Source organism: Gemmiger sp., assembly GCF_057431175.1.
Genome location: NZ_DBMDDV010000011.1, coordinates 1 through 21,442, shown reverse-complemented (window position 1 = coordinate 21,442; position 21,442 = coordinate 1). Strand labels below are relative to the sequence as shown.

Annotated in this window: 22 protein-coding genes; 8 read left to right on the top strand and 14 right to left on the bottom strand. The window is 55.8% G+C overall.

The genetic code is table 11. The features are described 5' to 3' along the window. Positions 1-42: 42 nt before the first annotated feature. Both ACZO0A_RS05765 and ACZO0A_RS05760 read left to right on the top strand, forming a co-directional pair. Positions 43-1,269 carry a carboxylate--amine ligase gene (locus ACZO0A_RS05765; RefSeq protein WP_302377139.1) on the top strand — a complete coding sequence of 409 codons (1,227 nt, stop codon included), beginning with the start codon at positions 43-45 and terminating at the stop codon, positions 1,267-1,269. A 169-nt stretch (positions 1,270-1,438) separates the two neighbouring features. Next, positions 1,439-2,899, top strand: coding sequence for a UDP-N-acetylmuramoyl-L-alanyl-D-glutamate--2,6-diaminopimelate ligase (locus tag ACZO0A_RS05760; protein ID WP_291231929.1), 1,461 nt, complete (start codon positions 1,439-1,441; stop codon positions 2,897-2,899). 41 nt (positions 2,900-2,940) lie between these two features. On the opposite strand, the gene ACZO0A_RS05755 is transcribed toward ACZO0A_RS05760, so the two are convergent. The 3 genes from ACZO0A_RS05755 to acpP all read right to left on the bottom strand — a co-directional run bounded on the left by ACZO0A_RS05755 (position 2,941) and on the right by acpP (position 5,912). Then, positions 2,941-4,029, bottom strand: coding sequence for a calcium:cation antiporter family protein (locus ACZO0A_RS05755; RefSeq protein ID WP_302377140.1), 1,089 nt, complete (start codon positions 4,027-4,029; stop codon positions 2,941-2,943). Between the two features lie 149 nt (positions 4,030-4,178). Beyond that, complete coding sequence (proS, locus tag ACZO0A_RS05750; RefSeq protein ID WP_302150214.1) at positions 4,179-5,618, bottom strand: proline--tRNA ligase; 1,440 nt, start codon at positions 5,616-5,618, stop codon at positions 4,179-4,181. A gap of 57 nt (positions 5,619-5,675) precedes the next feature. After that, positions 5,676-5,912, bottom strand: a complete 237-nt coding sequence (acpP, locus tag ACZO0A_RS05745; protein ID WP_215693125.1) for an acyl carrier protein — start codon at positions 5,910-5,912, stop codon at positions 5,676-5,678. Between the two features lie 121 nt (positions 5,913-6,033). Between acpP and dapF the strand changes: the two genes are divergently transcribed. Further along, complete coding sequence (dapF, locus tag ACZO0A_RS05740; RefSeq protein WP_302377142.1) at positions 6,034-6,912, top strand: diaminopimelate epimerase; 879 nt, start codon at positions 6,034-6,036, stop codon at positions 6,910-6,912. A 52-nt stretch (positions 6,913-6,964) separates the two neighbouring features. After that, the gene (locus tag ACZO0A_RS05735; protein WP_291231926.1) at positions 6,965-7,348 is read left to right on the top strand and encodes a metal-dependent transcriptional regulator; all 384 of its coding nucleotides are present in this window, start codon (positions 6,965-6,967) and stop codon (positions 7,346-7,348) included. 230 nt (positions 7,349-7,578) lie between these two features. Here ACZO0A_RS05735 and ACZO0A_RS05730 read toward each other — a convergent pair whose 3' ends face one another. Beyond that, entirely contained in the window at positions 7,579-8,766 is a 1,188-nt protein-coding gene (locus ACZO0A_RS05730; RefSeq protein ID WP_302377143.1) for a DUF6709 family protein, read from the bottom strand. Positions 8,767-8,939: 173 nt separating this feature from the next. Here ACZO0A_RS05730 and ACZO0A_RS05725 point away from each other — a divergent pair, with 173 nt between their 5' ends. After that, entirely contained in the window at positions 8,940-9,227 is a 288-nt protein-coding gene (locus ACZO0A_RS05725; protein WP_302377145.1) for a helix-turn-helix transcriptional regulator, read from the top strand. Between the two features lie 425 nt (positions 9,228-9,652). Here the strand turns inward: ACZO0A_RS05725 and ACZO0A_RS05720 are convergent, their stop codons facing one another. The 3 genes from ACZO0A_RS05720 to ACZO0A_RS05710 all read right to left on the bottom strand — a co-directional run bounded on the left by ACZO0A_RS05720 (position 9,653) and on the right by ACZO0A_RS05710 (position 11,466). Continuing rightward, entirely contained in the window at positions 9,653-10,210 is a 558-nt protein-coding gene (locus ACZO0A_RS05720) for a recombinase family protein (RefSeq protein ID WP_302377147.1), read from the bottom strand. 239 nt (positions 10,211-10,449) lie between these two features. Beyond that, entirely contained in the window at positions 10,450-10,947 is a 498-nt protein-coding gene (locus ACZO0A_RS05715) for a zinc ribbon domain-containing protein (protein WP_279033979.1), read from the bottom strand. A gap of 18 nt (positions 10,948-10,965) precedes the next feature. Further along, positions 10,966-11,466 carry a zinc-ribbon domain-containing protein gene (locus ACZO0A_RS05710; protein WP_302377150.1) on the bottom strand — a complete coding sequence of 167 codons (501 nt, stop codon included), beginning with the start codon at positions 11,464-11,466 and terminating at the stop codon, positions 10,966-10,968. Between the two features lie 122 nt (positions 11,467-11,588). Between ACZO0A_RS05710 and ACZO0A_RS05705 the strand changes: the two genes are divergently transcribed. Then, the gene (locus ACZO0A_RS05705) at positions 11,589-11,822 is read left to right on the top strand and encodes a helix-turn-helix transcriptional regulator (RefSeq protein WP_279033982.1); all 234 of its coding nucleotides are present in this window, start codon (positions 11,589-11,591) and stop codon (positions 11,820-11,822) included. 81 nt (positions 11,823-11,903) lie between these two features. Here ACZO0A_RS05705 and ACZO0A_RS05700 read toward each other — a convergent pair whose 3' ends face one another. The 4 genes from ACZO0A_RS05700 to gap form a co-directional block, all read right to left on the bottom strand. Further along, the gene (locus tag ACZO0A_RS05700) at positions 11,904-12,371 is read right to left on the bottom strand and encodes a hypothetical protein (protein WP_279033984.1); all 468 of its coding nucleotides are present in this window, start codon (positions 12,369-12,371) and stop codon (positions 11,904-11,906) included. A 380-nt stretch (positions 12,372-12,751) separates the two neighbouring features. Next, positions 12,752-14,020, bottom strand: a complete 1,269-nt coding sequence (locus tag ACZO0A_RS05695) for a DEAD/DEAH box helicase family protein (protein ID WP_279033986.1) — start codon at positions 14,018-14,020, stop codon at positions 12,752-12,754. Between the two features lie 421 nt (positions 14,021-14,441). Next, positions 14,442-15,347, bottom strand: coding sequence for a tyrosine-type recombinase/integrase (locus ACZO0A_RS05690; RefSeq protein WP_302377153.1), 906 nt, complete (start codon positions 15,345-15,347; stop codon positions 14,442-14,444). 199 nt (positions 15,348-15,546) lie between these two features. After that, positions 15,547-16,575: a type I glyceraldehyde-3-phosphate dehydrogenase gene (gene gap, locus ACZO0A_RS05685; protein WP_215693102.1), complete on the bottom strand. Its 1,029-nt coding sequence runs from the start codon at positions 16,573-16,575 to the stop codon at positions 15,547-15,549. A 236-nt stretch (positions 16,576-16,811) separates the two neighbouring features. Between gap and ACZO0A_RS05680 the strand changes: the two genes are divergently transcribed. Next, a complete protein-coding gene (locus ACZO0A_RS05680; protein WP_302377157.1) occupies positions 16,812-17,390 on the top strand; it encodes a hypothetical protein in 579 nt (192 codons plus the stop codon). A 106-nt stretch (positions 17,391-17,496) separates the two neighbouring features. Here ACZO0A_RS05680 and ACZO0A_RS05675 read toward each other — a convergent pair whose 3' ends face one another. Continuing rightward, positions 17,497-18,321, bottom strand: a complete 825-nt coding sequence (locus ACZO0A_RS05675; RefSeq protein ID WP_302377159.1) for a hypothetical protein — start codon at positions 18,319-18,321, stop codon at positions 17,497-17,499. A 112-nt stretch (positions 18,322-18,433) separates the two neighbouring features. On the opposite strand from ACZO0A_RS05675, the gene ACZO0A_RS05670 reads away from it, so the two are divergent. Continuing rightward, entirely contained in the window at positions 18,434-19,444 is a 1,011-nt protein-coding gene (locus ACZO0A_RS05670; protein WP_294720480.1) for a SpoIID/LytB domain-containing protein, read from the top strand. Between the two features lie 205 nt (positions 19,445-19,649). On the opposite strand, the gene ACZO0A_RS05665 is transcribed toward ACZO0A_RS05670, so the two are convergent. Together ACZO0A_RS05665 and ACZO0A_RS05660 are read right to left on the bottom strand one after the other, a co-directional pair. Next, the gene (locus tag ACZO0A_RS05665) at positions 19,650-20,819 is read right to left on the bottom strand and encodes a DUF4179 domain-containing protein (RefSeq protein ID WP_294719995.1); all 1,170 of its coding nucleotides are present in this window, start codon (positions 20,817-20,819) and stop codon (positions 19,650-19,652) included. Next, positions 20,812-21,366 carry an RNA polymerase sigma factor gene (locus tag ACZO0A_RS05660; protein WP_294719997.1) on the bottom strand — a complete coding sequence of 185 codons (555 nt, stop codon included), beginning with the start codon at positions 21,364-21,366 and terminating at the stop codon, positions 20,812-20,814. The genes ACZO0A_RS05665 and ACZO0A_RS05660 overlap by 8 nt, the downstream gene beginning before the upstream one ends. Positions 21,367-21,442: the final 76 nt, after the last annotated feature.

Below are 21,442 nucleotides of genomic sequence, written 5' to 3'. Positions count from 1 at the left end.
GAGGGGGAAGCCTATTTTAGAAAATTGGAGATGTACTTTCCCATGTCCGACATTATCCCTGTATTCCTTGGTGCAGACCTGAACTGCTATAACTTTGCCCGCGCCTTCCATGAGGCCTACGGCGTCGAGAGCTACGCCTATGGCCGCTACCCGATGGCCCCGACCAAGTATTCCAAGATCGTGCACTTTACCACCGTGCCCGATATGGACAACGAGGACACGATGCTGCGCATTTTACACGATTTCGCCGCGCAGCATAAGGGCAAGCGGCTGTATCTGTTCGGCTGCACCGACGACTATGCCGCTATGATCATCCGCCGCAAGGCCGAGCTGACCGAGTATATCGCCCCCGGCCCCGCCGCTGACCTGTACGGCTCCATCCAGAAAAAGGCCGAATTTTATGAAGTCTGCGAGAAGTTCGGCATCCCCTACCCGGATTCCAAAATCCTGTCCGCGCCGGTGGACGCCGCTGAGCTGACCGAGGATAAGCTGGGCTTCGCCTACCCCATCATCGTCAAGCCATCGTCCAGCGTTGACTACTGGAAGCACCCCTTTGACACGATGAAGAAGGTCTACACCGCCGCCACCCCCGCCGAGGCCGCCGAGATCGTGAAAACCATTTACGCCAGCGGCTACCCGGACCGGATGGTGCTGCAAAAGATGGTGCCGGGCGGCGATGACCATATGCGCGTGCTGACCGCATTCTCTGACGAGAACGGCAAGGTCCGCGCTATGTGCTTGGGCCACACGATGGTCGAGGAGCACACCCCCCACGGTCTGGGCAACCACGCCGCCATCGTCAGCGAGGACACGACCTCCCTGCCGCTGGTAGAGAACATCCGCAATATGCTGGAAGCCTGCCACTACACCGGTTTTTCCAACTTTGACATCAAGTACAGCGGCACCCCCGGCGACTACCGCGTGTTTGAGATCAATCTGCGCCAGGGCCGCAGCAACTACTATGTAACCGCCACCGGCATGAACATTGCACGCCTGGTCGTGGAAAAGTGGAGTGACGGCGGCACCGACTGCGTGCTGAACAAGAACGAGGTGTTCTGGCACCATGTGCCCGCGCAGGTGGCTTTCACCTACACTGAGGACAAGGACCTTGTCGCCCGCGCCAAGGCGCTGAAAGCCCAGCACAAGGAGGCATGCAGCCTGCTGTACAAGCCGGATCTGCTATGGAACCCGGTTCGCTACGCCTGCGTGCTGGAACAGTTGAGAAGGCAGTTCAAGAAGTTTAAGAAGTATTACCCCGTACAGAAGTAAGGGAAAAGGCATCTCCCTTTAGGGAGATGCTGTCCGCGAAGCGGACTGATGAGGGGCACGTCTGCCGATGCACCCCGTAAGTGGGCGGCCACGATCCCCCCGCCCCTCATCCGGCCTCGCAGGCTCGGCCACCCCCCTCAGGGGAAGGCTTTTAAGAAGGATGTTTTTCATGAAACTCAACGACCTTATCAAACATATCCCCCACACCGGCGCGTCCGACATGGATATCACCGCCATCACCTACGACTCCCGCAAGGCGGCGGCCGGTTCGCTGTTCGTCTGCCTGGTGGGTGCGTGGCTGGACGGTCATACCTACGCCGCCAGCGCCTATCAAAACGGCTGCCGTGCCTTTTTGGTGGAGCACACGCTGGATCTGCCTGCCGACGCTGTGCAGATCGTCACCGACGATACCCGCGCGGCGCTTGCCGTCATCGGTGCAGATTTCTACGGCAACCCCGCCGATGAGCTGCACCTGATTGGCATTACCGGCACGAAGGGCAAGACCACCACGGCCCTGCTGACCGCTGCCATCATGACCGAGGCAGGGCTGCCCTGCGCCTACATCGGTTCCAACGGCGTGGACATTGCAGGCCAGCACGAGGCCACCGCCAACACGACGCCGGAGAGCCTGGAACTGCACCGCCTGTTCCGCAAAATGCTGGACGCGGGCGTACACCACTGCGTGCTGGAAGTCAGCAGTCAGGCCCTGCGCCACCACCGCGTGGACGGGGTACCCTTTGAGGTCGTGGCCTTCACGAATTTGTCCGAAGATCACATCGGCCCCGGCGAGCACCCGGATTTTGAGGATTACAAATGCGCCAAGCGCCGTCTGTTTGCCGAATACAACGCCCGCACGATGGTTTATAACGTCGATGACCCATACAGCGATTTCATGCGCGAGGGTTTCCAGGGCGAGCAGGTCAGCTTCGGCATCAAGGCCGAGGCCGACTACCGCGGCGTGATGCTGGCGCAGTACCGCAACCGTATGGCGCTGGGCATTGATTTCGTCTGCCGCTGCGCCGGGCAGAGCACCCACGTCGAGGTCATGTCCCCCGGTGCGTTCAGTGCGTCAGACGCACTGTGCGCCATCGCCATATGCGGCGCGTTCGGCGTAACGCCCGCCCAGGCCTCTGCCACGCTGGCCCACACCCCGGTGCAGGGCCGTTTTGAGGTCGTGCAGGGTCTGCCCGGGCGCACCTTCATCGTGGATTACAGTCACAACGGCCTGGCTCTGACCAGCGCATTAAAGACACTGCGGGCCTACAATCCGCACCGCCTGATTTGTGTGTTCGGCTCGGTGGGCGGGCGCACCCAGGTCCGCCGCAAGGAACTGGCCGACGCATCCAGTGCCTATGCGGATTACAGCATCATCACCAGCGACAACCCGGACAACGAGCCGCCGGAGGATGTCATCCGCGACATTGCCGCCCATATGGCCCCCGGCGCGCCCTACACCTGCATCACCGACCGCCGCGAGGCCATCTACGCCGCCGTCAGGATGGCCGAGGAAGGCGACATCGTCCTGTTTGCAGGTAAAGGTCACGAGGATTACCAGCTCATCCACGGCAAAAAAGAACATTTCGTCGAGCGGGATATCATCAAAGAAGCCTGCGCGGCGTTGAAGAAGTAAAAAAATACCCTTGATTCGTGTTATGAATCAAGGGTACTTTTTTACGCCCCCGCTCTCGGCACAAACAATGCGGCGGCTAAATAAGCAAAATACAATGCCATACATACCCCGCCCTGCCAGCGCTTGAGCTTGTGTTTGCACAGCGGCGGCAGAAGCAGCACCAGCGCCATGGCGGCGCAGACCGGCACCTCGTAACTGCGGAACTGCGCGCCCACGGGCAGCTTGTGGCGGTACATCAGGCTTGAAATCGGCAGCGCCAGCGTCAGGTTCAAAATAGCGCTGTTCAACAGCTGGATGGGCAGCGAGTCCGGCGGGTAGTAGCGGCACCGCACAGTGAACCGCTTCCAGACCGACCCCAGGGGGTGTTCCAGGGCTTCGGCCAGCAGAGGCAGGCAGAATCCAAAGCTGATGAGCGACGCCGCCCACAGGGCCTGTATCGTGCCGGTGAGGTTTGCCAGCGTGGTGGCGCTGTACACCAGCGCCATAGCTCCGCCCGCCAGCAGCGCCAGCCCGCCAATAACGCCCGCCAGGTTCTTGAGCGAGTTCCGCACGCTCATGACCGGGAATGCCATCGTGTGGGCCGTGTAGCCGTACTCCTTCGTGGCCAGGCGCGAGCTGGGCACGGCATCCGAGGTGGACACCGCCTCGATCGTTTCACCATAGGTAAAGTTGTGCTGGAACGCAATGCTCATCAAAATAAACAGCACAAACAGCAGCATCAACAGGCCGGTGCCGGTGTAGCTCAATTCGCCGTCCCGCACAAACACCGCCAGCACCCCGCAGGCGGCCAGCAGCAACAGGCATTTGCGGCAAAACTCGTCCCGATCCGCCGTGGCATACCGGCGACGATTCAGCAGGCAGACGGCCAGCGCCAGCCCCAGGTTAGCGACGGCGCCCGCCAGCGCAGTGCCGACGGCCAGCGCCGTGACCGACATACCGGCCGCCAGAAATGCCAGCATCAGCTGCGGCAGCGCCAGGCAGAACGGCGCAACCGTGCCGCCCACGACCCACATGGGCAGTCCCAGCAGGGCGCAGCACCAGGTGGTACACCGTCCCGCCAGCCGGCTGCCTACCGCCGTGAGCAGCAGACCGAGGGCGTAAACGAATACTGTTGTGAGTAGAATGGACATAAGACACCCAGAAAGAGAAAAGAGAAGAGAGAACCAAGAAGAAAGAAGCGAGTTTGGCAAAGAGCGCGGCAGCGCTGTCCTTTTCCTTTTCTTTCTTCGTTCTTATCTGACCAAAAAAGGGAACGCTTCGCAGCGTTCCCTTTTTTGTCTTAGTACGCTACGCCCCAGACGACCATCTTCTGGGCGGGCTTGCCGCAGACCGGGCAAACGTCGCTCAAGTGCTCCTGGGCAAAGGGCATACAGCGGCTGGACAGGCCAGCCTCGCTCTTCATGGCTTCCTCGCAGGCCAGGTCGCCGCACCACATCGTCTTGATGAAGCCGGTGTGCTCCTTGGCGATCTGCTTGACCTCGTCCATCGTGGCGGCGCTGTAGGTGCGGTTCTCGCGGTTCTGCAGGGCACGCTCGTACAGGTCCTTCGCCAGGGCGTCCATGGCGGCTGGGATGGCGGTGGCCAACTCCTCAAACTTCACGAACTGCTTCTCGCGGGTATCGCGGCGAACCAGTACACACTGGCCGTTCTCGATATCGCGGGGGCCGACCTCCAGGCGCACAGGCACGCCCTTCATCTCCCACTGGGCAAACTTCCAGCCGGGCTGCTTGTCGCTGTCATCCAGCTTGACGCGGGCATACCGGCCGATCTCGGCGGCCAGCTCACGGCATTTGTCCAGCACGCCGGGCTTGTGGGCGGCGACCGGCACGATCACGACCTGGATGGGCGCGATGGCCGGGGGCAGGATCAGGCCGTCGTCGTCGCCGTGGGTCATGATGATGGCACCGATCAGGCGGGTGGACGCACCCCAGGAGGTCTGGAACGGATACTGCAGGGTGTTGTCGCGGCCGGTGAAGGTCACGTCATAGGCGCGGCTGAACTTATCGCCAAAGTAGTGGCTCGTGCCGCTCTGCAGGGCCTTGCCGTCCTTCATCATGGCCTCGATGGTGTAGGTGGCCTCGGCACCCGCAAACTTCTCTTTATCGGTCTTGCGGCCCTTGACGACCGGGATGCACAGGTCATGCTCGGCAAAGTCGGCATAGCAGTTCAGCTGCTGCTCGGTCTCGGCCTTGGCCTCGTCGGCGGTCTCATGGATGGTGTGGCCCTCCTGCCACCAGAACTCGCGGGTGCGCAGGAAGGGGCGGGTGGATTTTTCCCAGCGGACGACGCTGCACCACTGGTTGTACAGCATGGGCAGGTCGCGGTAGGAGTGCAGCACATGGCTGAAATGGTCGCAGAACATCGTCTCGCTGGTGGGGCGCACCGCAAGGCGCTCTTCCAGCGGGTCACTGCCGCCGGCCGTGACCCAGGCGACCTCGGGGGCGAAGCCGTTGACCAGCTCGCCCTCCTTCTTCAGCAGGCTCTCGGGGATGAGCACGGGCATTGCCACGTTCTCATGGCCGGTGGCCTTGAAGCGGGCGTCCAGGTTCTTCTGGATGTTTTCCCAGATGGCGTAGCCATAGGGGCGCAGCACCACGAAGCCCTTGACGCTGGAATACTCGACCAGCTCGGCCTTGGTGCAGATATCGGTGTACCACTGGGCGAAATCGACCTCCTGTGCGGTGATCGCTTCGACCATTTTTTTCTTATCGTTTGCCATTTCCTGTTAATCCTCACACAAATTCTAAACTTGTCCGCGGCAGCAGCGCCGCAAGCATTACATACGGTCTTCCAGGTAATTTACCACGTCACCAACGGTGTGGAAATTCTCGATATCCTCGTCGGGGATCTCAACGCCGAACTCGTCGGACAGGACGGTGATCATATCGATAACATCCAGGCTGTCCGCGCCGAAATCGTTGACGATGTCGCTGTCGGGGGTGATCTTCTCAGGATCGACTTCCAGCTGTTCTGCCAGATAGCCACGGATGCGGCTGAAAACTTCGGAATCCATAATTTAACTCCTTTATAAACACAGATATACATTTAATATATAGCGTATCTGCGGCTGAATGTCAAGGGGGTAAGTGTTAAATTTTATGCAAGCTGCATACGATGGGCCGGGAGGTGGGCATGTGGAACTGAATTTTACCAAAATGCAGGCCGCCGGCAACGATTATATCTACCTGGACTGCCGCGCCGCCGGGCTGCCGCCAAACGCCGCCGCGCTGGCCGTGGCGCTGTCCCGACGGCATTTTTCCGTGGGGGCCGATGGGGTCATTTTTATCTGTCCCCCGCTGCTGGCGGACGGCGACGCCGCGATGCGGATGTTCAACGCCGACGGCAGCGAGGGGGCCATGTGCGGCAACGGTGTACGCTGTGTAGCGGAATTTTTATACGCCCACGGCGTCCGGCGGGACTGCATCCGCATCGACACGCCCAACGCCGGGCGGCGCACGCTGCGCCGCGTGGGCGCGGGGTTATGGCAGGTGGAGATGGGGCATTTCTCGGCGCTGGGGGCTGACGTGGGCACCGCCGACCTGGGCGGCGGGCCGCTGCTGGATGTGCCGCTCTGCACGGGCGGGCGCAGCTGGCGTGCCAACTGCGTGGCCGTGGGCAACCCGCACTGCGTTGTTTTTGTGGGTGATGCCCCGCCCGAGGGGGCTGACCTGGCCCTGTATGGCCGGGAACTGGAACACCACCCGGCGTTCCCCGGGGGCATCAACGTGGAGTTCGCGCGGCAGATCAGCCCCACAGCCTTCGCCGTGACAGTCTGGGAGCGCGGCAGCGGGGCCACGCTCTCCTGCGGGACCGGGGCCTGCGCCGTGGCGGCCTCCGCTGTGCTGACCGGCCGCAGCGGACGCGGCGTGCCGATTTTGGTGCAGATGCCCGGCGGCACGCTGGAAGTACGCATCCTGAAGGATGATACCGCGCTTTTACTTGGTGAAGCCGCGGCAGCATTTACCGGAACTGTACGGATTCAGCCTTGCAAACTGCCGCGCGGTGTGGTATGATAGATGCAATAACAATTTGAACAATATTTCAGTTCGGAAGGGGGCTGCGCCCATGAATATTCACGAATCCGCAGAGGATTATCTCGAAAAAATTCTGATGCTGCAGGAACAGAAAGGTTCTGTGCGCTCGATCGATATTGCGGTGGCGATGGGCTTCTCCAAGCCGAGCGTCAGTGTCGCCATGAAAAACCTGCGTGAGAACGGCTATATTTCGATGGATGCCGACGGTTTTATCAAGCTGGAAGCGCCGGGCATGGAAATTGCCCAGCGCATCTATGGCCGCCACCGCAAGCTGACGGCGTTCTTCGTCGCGCTGGGCGTTGACCCGGAGACTGCCTCCAAGGACGCCTGCAAGGTCGAGCACGACCTGAGCGAGGAAACGTACAGCAAGATGATTGCGTTTGCGGAGAAAGCCGAAAAAGAAGCGCAGAAGTAAATTTTGCCCAAAAAATTGCCCGATGGCATCAAGTGCCATCGGGCAATTTTTACTTTAGGGCAATACCGCATAATTCTAAGTGCCGATACGGCGAGCGAGGTGCGGCAGCTGCTAAGCCAAAAGCGCAGATAATACTGGATGTCTTATCGAGCATTTTGGCAACGCAGATGCCGTGCCGCAGCCGCCGGAGCGGTGCTTGAGCCGTTAGGCGGGAATTGTGCGGTATTGCCTTAGGTATACAGCGGCTTGCTCTCCGGCTCGCCTGTCACCCCTGCCTGGGGTTCGGCAGGCTGGGCCGGGGCAGCTGGGGCATGGCGGGCAGTGATGACCGCCTGGTGGAACGCCGCCGGGTTGGCGTGATACTTGCGCTCAATGTCCTGGTCGTAGCCGATCAGCGCATCCGGGTAGGTGCTCTGCATCTGGCGTAGAATCTCCTGCGCTTCGTCCTCATTGCGGACGTAGATATCGTGGCAGGCACGTTTCTCCTTCGCGCCGAAAACGCGCACCATCAGCTCTTTCCTCACGGTCAGGATGCCGTAAGCTTTGTGGCGCACTGTGTACTGGTAGGCCCAGACCACGTCGTCACCGGCCAGCACCCAGGAATCGCCGCCCTTGTCGTACATCAGCCAGCTGCGGTTCATGCGGACCTTGCCATCCTGCATCGTGTCCTCGTAGAAGCGGTCGAGGGCCTGCTCGGTGGCCTGCGGGTCGTCCGAAGCCTTGATGTAGTTGCGAATCTGCTTCTGGAAGCCACCGGTCAGGGAATGAACCACGAGCCAGATTGCCAGCACCACCAGCAGAACGCCGATGACGCCCATAAAACCATACACAAACGTGTCCTGGCCGTCGATTTCGCCGTCGGTCAGCACCAGCGGAAGGGCTGTGCAGTCGTCAAACAGACCGATATCATCATAGCTAAAACCGGCGTCAATGAAGTAATCTTCCCACAGCTGCCGGGTCTCATCATCCATGGGCTGCAGCGTGCCGCGCACCGACACGTAGGAGCCGTCCCACTCATAACTGCCGTCCTCGTCATCGATAAGCCGCTCGGTATCGGCAACGACCGCCTCGGCGTCGCTGATTTTGGGCTTGGGCACTTCCACACCGATGTAGACGGTGGCGTCGGGGGTGTTGACCGGCATGATGTACTCGCGGGCGCTGACCTTGTCCGGCCTGCCGCTCTCGCTCACGACGGTCTCGGCGTAGTAGTCAATCAGGGTGTCAATGTCCGCCTCGAGATACTGTCCTTGCAGGGAAAGGACGTCATGGTCATCCAGCGGTGCGAAATGGGTCGGCCCAGCGATCATTTTTGCGATGCCGGGTCCGAACACCACGCCGATGAAAATGGCCGCCACAGCCAGGACGATGATGGCCCACAGCTTGCCGACCAGGGTTTTCTGCTTCAGGGATTGCAGCATAGATACTTTCCTCCATTCTTTTGTATACAGGGTTCGTTACCATTGTAACAAATAGCAGGTTCGGCGTCAACCGGTTGCGCAGAATTGCGCACCGTTTTTTGACGATCTGCGTGAAGATTTTTTCCTTGCGGTTTGTTTATTATTCTGCTGTACACTTGAATGGACGTGATAGCTTGATTTCTGACAATATCAAACGGCTGCGGGAAAACATGGGGCTTTTCCAGGCCGCACTGGCCCGCAAGCTGGGGATAACGCGCGCCAGCGTCAATGCGTGGGAAATGGAGTTATCCTCCCCCACAGCAGTCTACCTTGTGGAAATGGCACAGCTGTTCCACACCACCACGGACGATATACTCGGTTTGACCGCAGAAGAACAAATCAGTCTGCGCGGCATGACTGAGCAGGAAAAGCGCTTGGTTTACAATCTGATAGACTACATCAGCGAACGCAATAAACCGTAACCAAAAACCGCCCTCTCCGGTTTGACCCGGAGAGGGCGGTTTCAGCTATTTGCTATTCGCAGTTAAGCTACTCGCAGATTACAGCTCAGCGAAGTACTTAATGGTGCGGACCATCTGAGAGGTGTAGGAGTTCTCGTTGTCGTACCAAGAAACGACCTGAACCTGATAGGTGTTCCATCAATTATTATCGCTGTATAGCTGTTTTTACGCCCTTTTGGTGGCTGTATGCTTTCTTTTTTCGTAGAGAAATTTCACAACAATTGTCGTAGTTGGGAAACTTCTTTATTTCTTTATTTAGGTGTTGACCTTCGTAGCAGGATTCTTGCTTTTTCTACCCTCTTTCTATTGCTTTATTGCGGCTTTCCAGCCTGTTTTATATACTCCCTCTAACGCCGCTGCGCGGCGCTGAGAGGGGCTGTAACGGTTTATGCGGTGGTATGCTGACGAATCAGTTTATCAAGCGTAGGGCGCGAAATTCCAAGCGTTTTTGCAAGCTGTGCCTTGTTCAACTCGCGGTTCAAATAGCGCTGATACTGTGCGGCGAAATCGTCCGCTTTGACCTCTTTGCGGCCTTTGAACTTGCCTTGTGCTTTTGCAATAGCGATACCCTCGCGCTGGCGTTCCAAGAGGTTGCAGCGCTCAAACTCATTGATTGCACCAATCATTGTAAGCATCAATCGTCCTGTTGGGGTGCTGGTATCGATGTTCTCTTTATTACTGACAAGATGCACACCCTTTGCCTGTAGTTGCTCCACCAGCTTCAAGAGGTCGGCAGTAGAACGCGCCAAGCGGCTGAAATCGTGAATGTAAATCGTGTCACCCTCACGCGCAAAATCAATCATTGCTTGCAGCTGCGGACGGTTCGTATCTTTTGCAGATACCTTTTCCGTAAACCACTTGTCCACATCGTACTTTTTCAGCGCTTCAATCTGGCGGGCTTCGTTTTGCTCAACAGTAGACACACGAACATAGGCGATTTTCATTTTTACGTTCTCCCTTCGCTTTCTACTATTATTATACCATAGTAAAAGTCCCATAGTCTGGACTTCATTTACGTTTTGTAAAACAATTTGAAAACCAACTCTATTTTTACGTTTTTGGGGCTTTTGGCGGCGTAAAGATAGGGTATACTCTAAATTTACATCAAGAGTAAAGTAAAAGGCACTCACCTCTGTTTTAGGGGCAAGCGCCTTTTCCAATATCTGTGGCAAATTATTTTTCTTTATGACCCAATCACAAATACAGGCGCTATCGGCAGCCCATGTTCTTTAATACGGCTTGCCATTGATTCATAAAGTTTGGTCTTTTCTTCGCCTGTCCCATAGGGGTAATTGCTTCTTGTCAAAATTTCGACCGTATTCATGCCGCGCACATGGCAAACATAATTTTTTCCATCATTGAATACCACATACACATTGTCAAGACCGAGTGTATAATGCTCGATATAAACTCCTTCCACGCCAGAAGTAACCAAATACTCGCTTCGTATTGCCTTCACTGCCTTATTTGCAACCGCAATCTTTTTCACTCCGAAAAGGACGGCCAGTACGCCTAAAACAATCAGGGCTATTATAATTATCTTCTTTTTTCTTTCTTCTGGCGACTTGGCTTTTTGTGGTGCGCTTACTTCCTTTTGTCCAAATTCAGCCATAGAAGCGCCGCATTTATCACAGAACGCAGCTGAATCGCTCACGCGGCAGCCGCACTTTTTACAAATCATAATTGTGCCCCTTCATCATCATATCATTGCTGTGCAAGCAACCAACAGAACATAGCAGATTACAGAAAAGCCTAAACCATACAGTGCCCATTTACCAGCAGCGGCAGCCTTTTTTGGTTCTTTCTCATGGTAGACAAGATACAAAATCGCACCCACAATAGGCAGTAAAAAAGAAATGATATTCAGCCCTTTGTTGGGTTCATCTGTCACGCTTGCTTTTGATTCGGTGGCACAACCGCAATGTGGGCAAACAACCGCATCTTTCAAAATTTGTTTACCGCAATGTGAGCAGAATTTCATATTGCCTGCATTAGCGTTCAAACTCCCTGCGGCGGGCTGACCGTCTACAGCTTGAATAGTGCCGCTTGCAGGATAACCTTCGCTTGGCTTTACACTCCCCGAAAGTATATCCTCTAATGTTTCTTCTTTTTCCTCAACCTTTGTTCCACAATTTGGGCAAAACTTAGTATCCTCTTGGATTTCTTTACCACATTTCTTGCATAACATAACTTTTTTCATCCTTTCGCTGTCATAGTAGACAATGCCTTACCATCATTTTAGATAAATTTTATCTAAAAGTCAATAGACAAATACTATCTATTATATGCTCTATATCAAAAGGCATCAGATAGGACTTGTTTATGATGAATCGTATTAAGGCTTTGCGCGAAGACCACGACTATACTCAACAATATGTTGCGGATTGCATCGGCATTACTCAACGCAAGTACAGCTACCTCGAAACAGGAACACAGCAACTTACCGCTGAAATTTTGGTTCTTTTGGCTAATCTTTACAATGTAAGTGTCGATTATATCTTGTTTCAGACAGACACAACAAAACGCTATCCCAAATCGAATCACGCTACCACTTAGAATATAAAAAAGAGGGCGCATTTTCGTTGCGTCCCCTTTCTCTTGTTATTCAGTTTTGCGTAAATCATTTGTCAGACCCCCTTACTGATTCTGCGCAGGGGTGTCTGCCTTCTCTGCTTTTTTGGCTGCATTGATTGCGTCAGCAACCGCCTTGTCTCTTTCGGCCTTTGCTTCTTTCACTTTCATGTCAGCCTTGTAAGCGTCACTGTAGTTGCTCATAAACCACTTGCGAATCGTTCCCATGTTGTTCTTTTTGTAGGGGCGACCCGTCTTGGAAACGGTCATTTTCGTCTCGTTGCACAGCTTGTGCAGTTCATCAAGAGCATCCGCATCATACTTAGTCAAAAAGTCTTCCATGGCCTTAATCGTAACGCGGTTATAGTTACCCTCACGGCGAACCGTCATAACGCTGGCGGTGGGGTGTTCAGCACAAATCTTTGTCAATACTCTGTACTCTTCCGTACCATAATTCTGCGCTTTCTTATAGAACTTCTCATCAACCTTAATGGTATTCTCGGTGAAATCAAACTTAATCTTCTGCTGAGTCATAATAAACCTCTTTCTTCCACTGTATGCCGTGGACGCTGTTTGTGTGGGAGTTTTTGTGTTTTTGTTTTATCTCCCTTCGATGTTTATATTATAGCACAGCCCGTCTTATAGGTACATTTATAATCCTATCAAGTTTCAAAAGCGGCATACACTATATATGGTTTTATCGTTATACCGCTATATGTTGCCACAAAATTCAACGACCCCCGGCGGTTTATTTTTTATCCGCCGGGGGTCATGCATTTTATATATTATTGTTGCACACAAATCCCATATATAGGGGGATATATTAGAGGATTCCACTCATTTGCTCTATTTCAAAAGCACACCACTAGACAAGCGCCGCACACTAGGGCAGGCATTAGGACAACCGTGCTTTATCAGTCCTCAACACTATCTGGCGGCACAATCACATCATAGTTTTTTGTCCCCATGCGGTGCGTCAAAATCGTGCAGCCATTCTCACATAGCGCCTTTTTCAGCGTAGGCCAGCCCACTTTATGTGATTGACTATCTTTCAGCCCAACGACCTGCACCAACGCTGCCTTTTGCTCTACATCAAGCGGCTTATTAAAGAAGTCATTGATGCGGCGGTCTGTCAAATCTATATAGCGCGTGTCTGGCGTAAGTACATACAGATTTTCAATATCATTTCTGATACGTCCACGCGCCTGTACTTGTGCGCTCTTGTTTGCTGAGTGTACAACCACATTCGGCACAGGTGTGTAAATGTTAATGGCTGTCTCCATGCTTTTGTTGATAAATAGTACATCAACATTTTCTGGAAACTCATTCGTTTCTATGATGGCGTTTCTAATTTTTAGCTGTTCGGCCGTCATAGGATTATCTGTGTTATTTACACTCCACACAGACGCACAGCGCAATCCAGCCGTTTCACATTCCTTTTGAAACTTCTTTATATCCGTAATGTGTGCCGCATAGAATAGCGTTTTCTGCCCCTCTGGCAGCTTTTTGATCAAGCCGTCCACATGGCTATAGGGAACAGTGTTCTGTGCTGTGTAATGTCTAATATTCGGCGCAATCTTCATATAGGTGAACGGCACATCTTGCCATTCTGCCCATGTTTCAATGTCGTAAGGTGTGGCGCTCATGCCCACAACAATAGTAGACGGATTCACGGCGGCGCGAGACAATGCCATCATCGCATGATAGTTATTGCAGCGTTCTTTTAGCTGCGCATCAACTTCACTACTTGTTAAATAGGGATAGTTTGTTTTGATTATGCCGCGCTCATAGGGAATAGGCCAATGAATATTATGGAACTCGTCAGCAATAATCAAATCAAACTGCCTTAAGAAATCTGGATTGCGGCGCACCTCAACGCCCAATTTAGCATAGGTAATTACAACAATTCTATTTGCATCAAAACCATCAAACCGCCTACCGCCGTTATCAATGATGTTATCATAGCAGCGGGCCTTTTCTGGGTGCTTTGCAACAATGCTGTGTCGTCCTGCGCAAGTATCAATCAAATACAGCACTTTGTTAAACTGCGGTTTACTGCCTAAAATCTCGTAGGGAAGTTTGTTGACTGCGTATTCTGTCTTACCGCAACCGCATGGGGCTTCAATCACATTAAACTCATCTTGTACATATTCCCCTCTGATTGCGTCTGAAAGGTACAGCATTTCTTGTTTATTGTTGTTAAATCCTTGTAGAACCTAAGAATTCTTATACATAGAATTACTCCTTTTCATACTTTTCTACGATGTAAATAGAGAATCTCGTAAAAATGTGTGTAATTTTAAATTTTTCCAGCTATCTGTGAAAAATTATGCGCGATGCGCATAATTTTTTACGATAGCCCGCCCAATCTTAGAAGATGGTTTCTTTTCTCATCTTCTATAAATATTATATCATAACATCGTTCTTTTTTCAATAAATTGTCTCCGCAAATTTGTTCTATTCAATTAATTAATGCGTCAATCTTTCAGATTGCCGCCCATTTCCGCGCATAGAAAAAGTCAGCCAGAATTTTCAACAACTGGCTGACTATCTGTTTACCTATTGATAGAATTTTCTAAGATATTGTAGAATCTGCCTACTATTTTACAGCCGCATTAAAGGACTGTGCTTGTTTCCCTCTTGAAGTATTGAATCGTCTTTCATGCCGCGCAAATAGCGCTGTGTGATGGCTATATTCTCATGGCCCATCAAGCGGCTAAGGGTATAGAGGTCAATTCCATCTTTCAACTGTAGCTGTGCAAAAGTGTGGCGGCAAGTGTGCGGACTGGCGCGTACCGACCTATCTACCTTTGCTGCTCTTGACGCATTACGCACGATTTTAGCAACGGATTCATGGGTCAGTTTCTTCCCTGTCTTGCTTAAAAACGTATACCCCTGCGGCGGCAATTTGCCCGCAAAATAGCTTTCTCTTGCTCTCTGGTATCGTATCATACACTTAGACAAAAACGGCGATTTAGGCACTACACGCTCTTTATCGCCCTTGCCGTGAATCAACATATAATCCTCGCGCACTTTATCATCCGTAAGGCTCATTAGTTCCGCACAGCGTATACCAGAATCAAATAGCGCGGCGAGTATCGCCCGATTGCGCACCGAAAGATAATCCGCGCCGCTATAATAGTCCAGCATCTTTTTAATGTCTGTTAGGGTGAAGGTGTTGATAATTACGCGCGGTTCTTTTACATTCTTTACTTTTGCAAGGGGCGATTCGTCTATATATTCTTCTTCTACGCAGTAGTTGAAAAAGCTGCGGTAGGCTTTCAGCAAGTCATTGATATAGACGGGTTTCCTCTTGTCCTTTTCCTTTAGGATAATAAAATTCTTGATATGAATGGGCCGTACTTTCTCTACCTCTTGAACATCACACACTTCATCAAGGTAGCGATTCCAGTAAAGAATTTGTTTACGGTAGTTGTCTATTGTTTTCTCAGACAAGCGGCGCACTTTGCAGCTAAAAACATATTCGGTGCAAGCATCAGCGAGTAACATTAAAAAAGCCCCTTTCAACTGCCATACAGCAGCCAAAAGGGGCTTACATCGTACTATAACATCTATCGTAGTTGAGCTACGATTTTTCTCAACAATTGTCGTAGCAAAACTGAGTTTTGCGCGGCGCGGCGGTTAAGCGGCGCGGTCAACTGTTGATTGGATGTTTATTTTAGTGCGATACTTCGCAGAAATCTTTCGATTACAGCTCAGCGAAGTACTTAATGGTGCGAACCATCTGAGAGGTGTAGGAGTTCTCGTTGTCGTACCAAGAAACGACCTGAACCTGATAGGTGTCGTCGTCGATCTTAGCGACCATGGTCTGGGTAGCATCGAACAGGGAGCCATAGCGCATACCGATAACATCGGAAGAGACGATCGGATCCTCGTTGTAGCCGAAGCTCTCAGAAGAAGCAGCCTTCATAGCGGCGTTGATAGCTTCCTTGGTGACGTCCTTGCCCTTGACAACGGCAACCAGAATGGTGGTGGAGCCGGTGGGGACGGGAACGCGCTGAGCAGAGCCAATCAGCTTGCCGTTCAGCTCGGGGATGACCAGGCCGATGGCCTTGGCAGCGCCGGTGGAGTTAGGAACGATGTTCTGAGCACCAGCACGAGCGCGGCGCAGGTCGCCCTTGCGCTGCGGGCCGTCCAGGATCATCTGGTCGCCGGTGTAAGCATGAACGGTGGTCATGATGCCGGAGACGATGGGGAAGGCCTTGTTCAGGGTGTCGGCCATGGGGGCCAGGCAGTTGGTGGTGCAGGAAGCAGCGGAGATGACCTGATCGTCAGCGGTCAGGGTCTTCTCGTTGACGGAGTAGACGATGGTCTTCAGGTCGTTGCCGGCGGGAGCAGAGATAACGACCTTGCGGGCGCCAGCCTGGATGTGAGCCTCAGCCTTAGCCTTGCTGGTGTAGAAGCCGGTGCACTCCAGAACGACGTCGATGCCCAGCTCGCCCCAGGGGCAATCCTTAGCATCCTTAATTGCGTAGATGGTGATCTTCTTGCCGTCGACGACGATGTAATCCTCGCCAGCCTCAACGGTGTGCTTGTTCTCGCCGATCTTGCCCAGGAAAGAACCCTGTGCAGTGTCGTACTTCAGCAGGTGAGCCAGCATAGCGGGGCTGGTCAGATCGTTGATGGCGACAACTTCGTAGCCGTCAGCCTCAAACATCTGACGGAAAGCCAGACGGCCGATACGGCCAAAACCATTGATAGCAACTTTAACAGCCATAGTGAAATCCTCCCAAGATTTGTCTTTTTCACCTTATGAGCGGTTCCCCGCTCGTCGGTATGATACTATTGTACCCTATTTTTCACAATTCTGCAAGGGGGTCTGTTATTCTTTTAACACGATTTTTCAAAAAATCCACAGAAATTTTGAAATCCCAGCCATTTCCAGCCCGGTTTTGGGGTCGGTTGGGGCAGACTAAGGGTAAATTTCGCACCGGATGGGGAGAGGTGAGTGCTATGCCATTTTTCGGCCCGACGCGGGCGGCGCTGGCGGCGGCTGCGGCCCGCGGGGCGGATATTATACCCTCGCTGCGGCTGGTGTTGACTGCCGAGGCCCTGACTGCGCCCCCGCCCGCCCATGCGCTGGAGCTGAACGCAGAATTGGACGCGCTGTGTGCCGCCGCGCGGGAGCTGGCCGCCTACCGCGCCGGGTGGCTGTATTTCTGCGGCACAGATGCCCCGCTGCCCGCCGCCGTGCCCCGCGGGCTTTTGCAGGGCACGGTGCTGACGTTTTTGCGCGGGGTGCTGCGCAGCGAGGGCCGGGCCGTGGTGCGGCTGCTGTCCCAGGGTGACAGCGCCGTGCTGGCCTTACAGGGCGGCAGCCCCGTGCGGATGCCCGGCGACCTGCCCGCGCTTTTGCACCGCTGCGGGCCGTATGTGACCGCCGCCGGGGCACGGTACGCCGCAGCGGTGCGGCTGGCACTCTCCCCTACCCTGCCGCTGACGCCGCCGCCCGATGCGGATGCACTGGTATTGGACCGATACAGCCCGCTCCGGGTGTATTTGCAGGGTTTTTGTGTGGAGGATGTGGAATAGTGGCCGCGCAAAAAGCCCCTCAGGCCTCGCAGGCTCGACCGGCCTCCCCTTACAGGGGAGGTAGCCGAGCGCCAGCGATGGTCGGAGGGGCTTTGCAGCTTTTCCTTTATTCCATTTCTTCCCCGCAGGCTTCCCACGCACAAAACAGTCCGCACAGGCCAAGCAACCCAATACCCAATCCTGCCGCCAAATCGGGCAGGGTCAGCATATCGTGGGCTGCTTCAAACAGGGTCTGGGTCAGTTCCAGCCCGGTGCAGAGCAGATATGCCCCGGTGCCCGCCGCGTACAGCGTGTGGCCGCAGGGCAGCCCCGGCACAAGGAACACTTTGATCAACACCACGGCAAACAGCAGCGCTGCTGCCGCGCTGAGCACCCGCAGTGCGCAGGGCATACGGTAGACCGACGCGGGCGTGAACTGGAACCGCCAAATCAATTTCCACAAAAAATAGAGCGGCACCGTGCCGGCAAACAGCGGGCTGCCCAGCTTTTGCCGCTGCATCCCAAAACCCTTGAACGCCCGGCCGCCGTAATATAGCAGCCATGCGCCGCACAAAACCGGCAGCAATAAATCGGCCCAGGCCGCCCAGGTCGGGTAGTCGGTGGAGAACATTTCCGGGTACTGCACCGCGTATTTTGCCACCGGCCCCATGGCCACGCCGCTTGTGACCAGCGCCGCCCCGGCCAGCACCATACACAGCCCCAGCGGCGGGCAGGTGTCCTGCAAACCGGTCGGCTGGTTTGCCGCACGGCGGGCGGGCAGATAGGGCAGCACCAGCGCCGCCAGCCAGGGGATGTACCGCAGCCAGACCGAGCCCGCCGTGGCAAAGCCGGTTTCGGCGTCGGACCAGAGCAGCAGGTCGGCCAGGTGCAGCCCCGCCATAGCAAAACCCAGGGCCAGCACCACAATGGCGTTGGGATGTTTATTTTTCATGAAAGTTCCTCATTTCATACAGGGCGCGGCCGCCGCATATATATAGGACAAGCCGCGCGGGATATTCCTATTGTACCGCCCTGCGCCGCAAATTGCAAGGAGGGCACGCCCCTTGAAAAAAACATTTCGCCGGGCCGTAGTGTTCGGCCTGCTGGCCCTTGCCGCGCCCTTTGCCGCCCTGCCACTGGCCAAGCCCGCCACCACCGATTTACAGAGTACCACCCCGCCGCCCGAGGTGCTGCCCGAGCCTGCCGCCACGCCGCTGCCAGTGTACACCGCCACCCCCATGCAGCGCAACTTTAACGCATCTGCGCCCATTTTGATTTGTGACGATGGGGAGAACGCTTCGGTTTCCGTGCAGGATTTTCTCATCGGCACAGCCGCCTGTGAGCTGCCGCCCGACTGGCCCGACGACGCGATTTTAGCCCAGATGGTGGCCGCCCACAGCTACGCGCTGAGCCTGGGCGACGCGGCGTTCAGCTGCAACAGCGCCCAGTGCGCGGGCTGGACGACGGCCGAGGTGCTGCGGGCGCGGTGGGACGGCGAATTTTCTACGTATTATAGTAGGCTGGCCGCACTGGCAGACCAAGCCGCCGGGGCAGTGCTCTGCTGGGAGGGCTCCCCCGCCGCTGCGTGCTACCACAGCATCAGCGCCGGGCAGACCGAGGCAAGCCAGAACGTCTGGCTGACCGCCGTGCCGTACTTACAGGGGGTGTCGTCGCCCTGGGACGCCGACGCGCCGGGGTTTGAGACTGCCGTCACGTACAGTGCCGAGCAGGTGTACAGCGTCCTGCTGGCGCTGGGGCTGGATGCCGACGAGATACCAAACGCCCCCGCCGATTGGTTCGGCGGGGGCGTATCGGACGCAGCGGGCTATGTGGCGCAGATGCCGCTCTGCGGGCAGGTGTTCACCGGGACAAAGCTGCGCAACGCGTTCAGCCTGCGATCCGCGGCGTTCACGGTGGCGTATGATCCTGGGGAGAATGCGTTTGTTTTTACGACCCACGGCTACGGCCACGGCGTCGGGTTGAGCCAGTACGGTGCAAAGGCCATGGCCGAGGACGGCAAGGATTGGCGGGAGATTTTGGAGTGGTACTTTCCGGGGTGTGAGGTGATGGAGTAACCCCCTGCCTTCCCCCTTGGGCTGCGCCCGCAGGCGCGTGTCGGAGCGCAACCGCCGAAGGCGGCTCTTAGCGCGTAGACTGGAAGGTGGCCCCGCAGGGCCGGATGAGGGGTGCACGTGTCGTCATTGCCCCACAGGACTCAATCGGGCAAGGCCGCCCCTCATCAGTCCGCTTCGCGGACAGCTTCCCCCGAGGGGGAAACCTTTACGGCAGCTCCACGGTAAAGGTCATCAGCTCTGCATCGGTGTCAAAATCGTAGACCTTTACCGTCAGGCTGCGGCAGTTTTCGGGCACGGCAGCAAAGTAGTCATAGCTGGCCTTGGTGCATTGTTCCGGGTGGTCGAAGTCCGCCGGGTCGGCCGTCCATGCGCCGTCCGTCCACCAGCCGCCATCGCCGCGCTCGTGCCCCAGCTCCGTGCCATCCTCGGTGAACAGCCTCACATTCACCCAATGCTGTTCCGCCGGGAAGCTCAGCAGCACTTTCGTTGCGGCGGGCGTGGCCGTGACGCTTTGCAGGGTGATGCCGTTTTGTTCCACGGGCGTTTCCATCGTGCGCACGCCTGCATCGCTGACCTCGGGAATGGTAAAGGTCAGCGTGTAGCTGCCGGGCAGCGGGGTCTGGTCGGCATAGTCATAGTGCCAATAGTTCTTGCCATCGGTTTCGAGAATACTCTTGTTGCAGGCCACGAGGTCGGACAGCGTCAGCGTTGCCGTGTGCCCGGCCAAATCATCGGGTGCAAGGAACAGCTCATAATTGATGCCCGTCACAAAGGTGCGGTCATCGCGTTTTTCAAAGGTAACACCGCCGTTCAATTCCGTGCCGTTGTCCAGCACCAGCGTGCCGTACTGCCCGCCGCCGTTCTGCAGCGCCTTTTCTACGGCGTCCTCGCTGGGGCCGATGGCGTTGAACCCGGCCAGACTATCGTCCTCGGCGGTCAGCATCAGGCTGATGCGCAGCCAATCGCCATCGTTAAACACCTGCCCCAGTGTCAGGGTGTAGGGGCTGCCGGCGCTCTCTGCGGTGGCCTCCACCGTCTCGGCGTATTTATTCAGCTGCTCGCTGTGCAGCGAGGTGTAGTCCTCCTGCCCGCCGCGGTTCAGCCAGCTGAACAGGCTGCCCACCACAGGCAGCTGCTCGGCCACGGCGGGGGCGGCAAAGTTGACACTGCCCAGCCCCACAGCCATGCAGGCTGCGGCTGCTGCGGCCACCCGCCCCCATGGAAAACGGCGCTTGACGGTCTTTTTTGCCTGCGGCAGCTTGGCGCAGGCCGCGTCCAGCACGCGGGCAAATTCATCATCGGTCAGCGGGGCGGCGGGCATCGGCTGCTCATTCAGCGTTTTCAACAAATCGGCATCAAAATTTTTGTTACGCATGGGTGTACACTCCCTTCTCGGTCAGTTGGCGGCGCAGGCGGTCACGCCCGCGGCTCAGGCGGGTGTTGACGCTCTCAACACTCATATTCAGCGCGGCGGCGATCTCCTTGCCGGATTGCAGCAGATAATACTTGCGCAGAAAGATGTCCCGGTCGGGCGGGGCCATGGCGGCTACCAGCGCCCCGACAAGGTCGGCGGCATCGGCGGTGGCGCGGTCAAACTCAGCCAGCTCACCGAGCGTTTCGGCCAGGCCGTCGTCCAGCGAGAGCGCCTCGCGGCGGCGCAGGGCGTTGTAGCGGTCGATGCCCTTGTTGCGCGCCGTGACAATGAGCCACGGCCGCAGCGGCGTGGCGGTGCGCTCCAGCTTGGCCGCATTGCGCCAGAGGGAGACGAACACGTCGGCCATACACTCCTCCCGGTCGCAGGGATTCTGCGGCAGGATACGGTTCAGCACCGCCTTTGCCAGCGGCGCGTAGTCGAGCATGGCTGCCTCCAGACCCTCCTCCGGCTGTGTCTGCAGCAATCGGGTCAATTCCCGGTCTTTCATGTTGGTACCTCCTTTTTGTGGGTTCTGACTATATAGACCCGGGCGGGAGGAGAAATCTTACAGGGTTTCCAAAAAA

Coding starts and splice junctions, on each gene's coding strand:
- ACZO0A_RS05695 (WP_279033986.1), bottom strand. CDS start 14,020: ATGCTGTACCTTTCAGACGCAATCAGAGGGGAATATGTACAAGATGAG.
- ACZO0A_RS05665 (WP_294719995.1), bottom strand. CDS start 20,819: ATGCGTAACAAAAATTTTGATGCCGATTTGTTGAAAACGCTGAATGAG.
- proS (WP_302150214.1), bottom strand. CDS start 5,618: ATGGCAAACGATAAGAAAAAAATGGTCGAAGCGATCACCGCACAGGAG.
- ACZO0A_RS05660 (WP_294719997.1), bottom strand. CDS start 21,366: ATGAAAGACCGGGAATTGACCCGATTGCTGCAGACACAGCCGGAGGAG.
- ACZO0A_RS05675 (WP_302377159.1), bottom strand. CDS start 18,321: ATGAAAAATAAACATCCCAACGCCATTGTGGTGCTGGCCCTGGGTTTT.
- ACZO0A_RS05730 (WP_302377143.1), bottom strand. CDS start 8,766: ATGCTGCAATCCCTGAAGCAGAAAACCCTGGTCGGCAAGCTGTGGGCC.
- ACZO0A_RS05760 (WP_291231929.1), top strand. CDS start 1,439: ATGAAACTCAACGACCTTATCAAACATATCCCCCACACCGGCGCGTCC.
- acpP (WP_215693125.1), bottom strand. CDS start 5,912: ATGGATTCCGAAGTTTTCAGCCGCATCCGTGGCTATCTGGCAGAACAG.
- ACZO0A_RS05735 (WP_291231926.1), top strand. CDS start 6,965: ATGAATATTCACGAATCCGCAGAGGATTATCTCGAAAAAATTCTGATG.
- ACZO0A_RS05710 (WP_302377150.1), bottom strand. CDS start 11,466: ATGAAAAAAGTTATGTTATGCAAGAAATGTGGTAAAGAAATCCAAGAG.
- ACZO0A_RS05715 (WP_279033979.1), bottom strand. CDS start 10,947: ATGATTTGTAAAAAGTGCGGCTGCCGCGTGAGCGATTCAGCTGCGTTC.
- gap (WP_215693102.1), bottom strand. CDS start 16,575: ATGGCTGTTAAAGTTGCTATCAATGGTTTTGGCCGTATCGGCCGTCTG.
- ACZO0A_RS05755 (WP_302377140.1), bottom strand. CDS start 4,029: ATGTCCATTCTACTCACAACAGTATTCGTTTACGCCCTCGGTCTGCTG.
- ACZO0A_RS05705 (WP_279033982.1), top strand. CDS start 11,589: ATGATGAATCGTATTAAGGCTTTGCGCGAAGACCACGACTATACTCAA.
- ACZO0A_RS05700 (WP_279033984.1), bottom strand. CDS start 12,371: ATGACTCAGCAGAAGATTAAGTTTGATTTCACCGAGAATACCATTAAG.
- ACZO0A_RS05720 (WP_302377147.1), bottom strand. CDS start 10,210: ATGAAAATCGCCTATGTTCGTGTGTCTACTGTTGAGCAAAACGAAGCC.
- ACZO0A_RS05680 (WP_302377157.1), top strand. CDS start 16,812: ATGCCATTTTTCGGCCCGACGCGGGCGGCGCTGGCGGCGGCTGCGGCC.
- ACZO0A_RS05765 (WP_302377139.1), top strand. CDS start 43: ATGTCCGACATTATCCCTGTATTCCTTGGTGCAGACCTGAACTGCTAT.
- ACZO0A_RS05690 (WP_302377153.1), bottom strand. CDS start 15,347: ATGTTACTCGCTGATGCTTGCACCGAATATGTTTTTAGCTGCAAAGTG.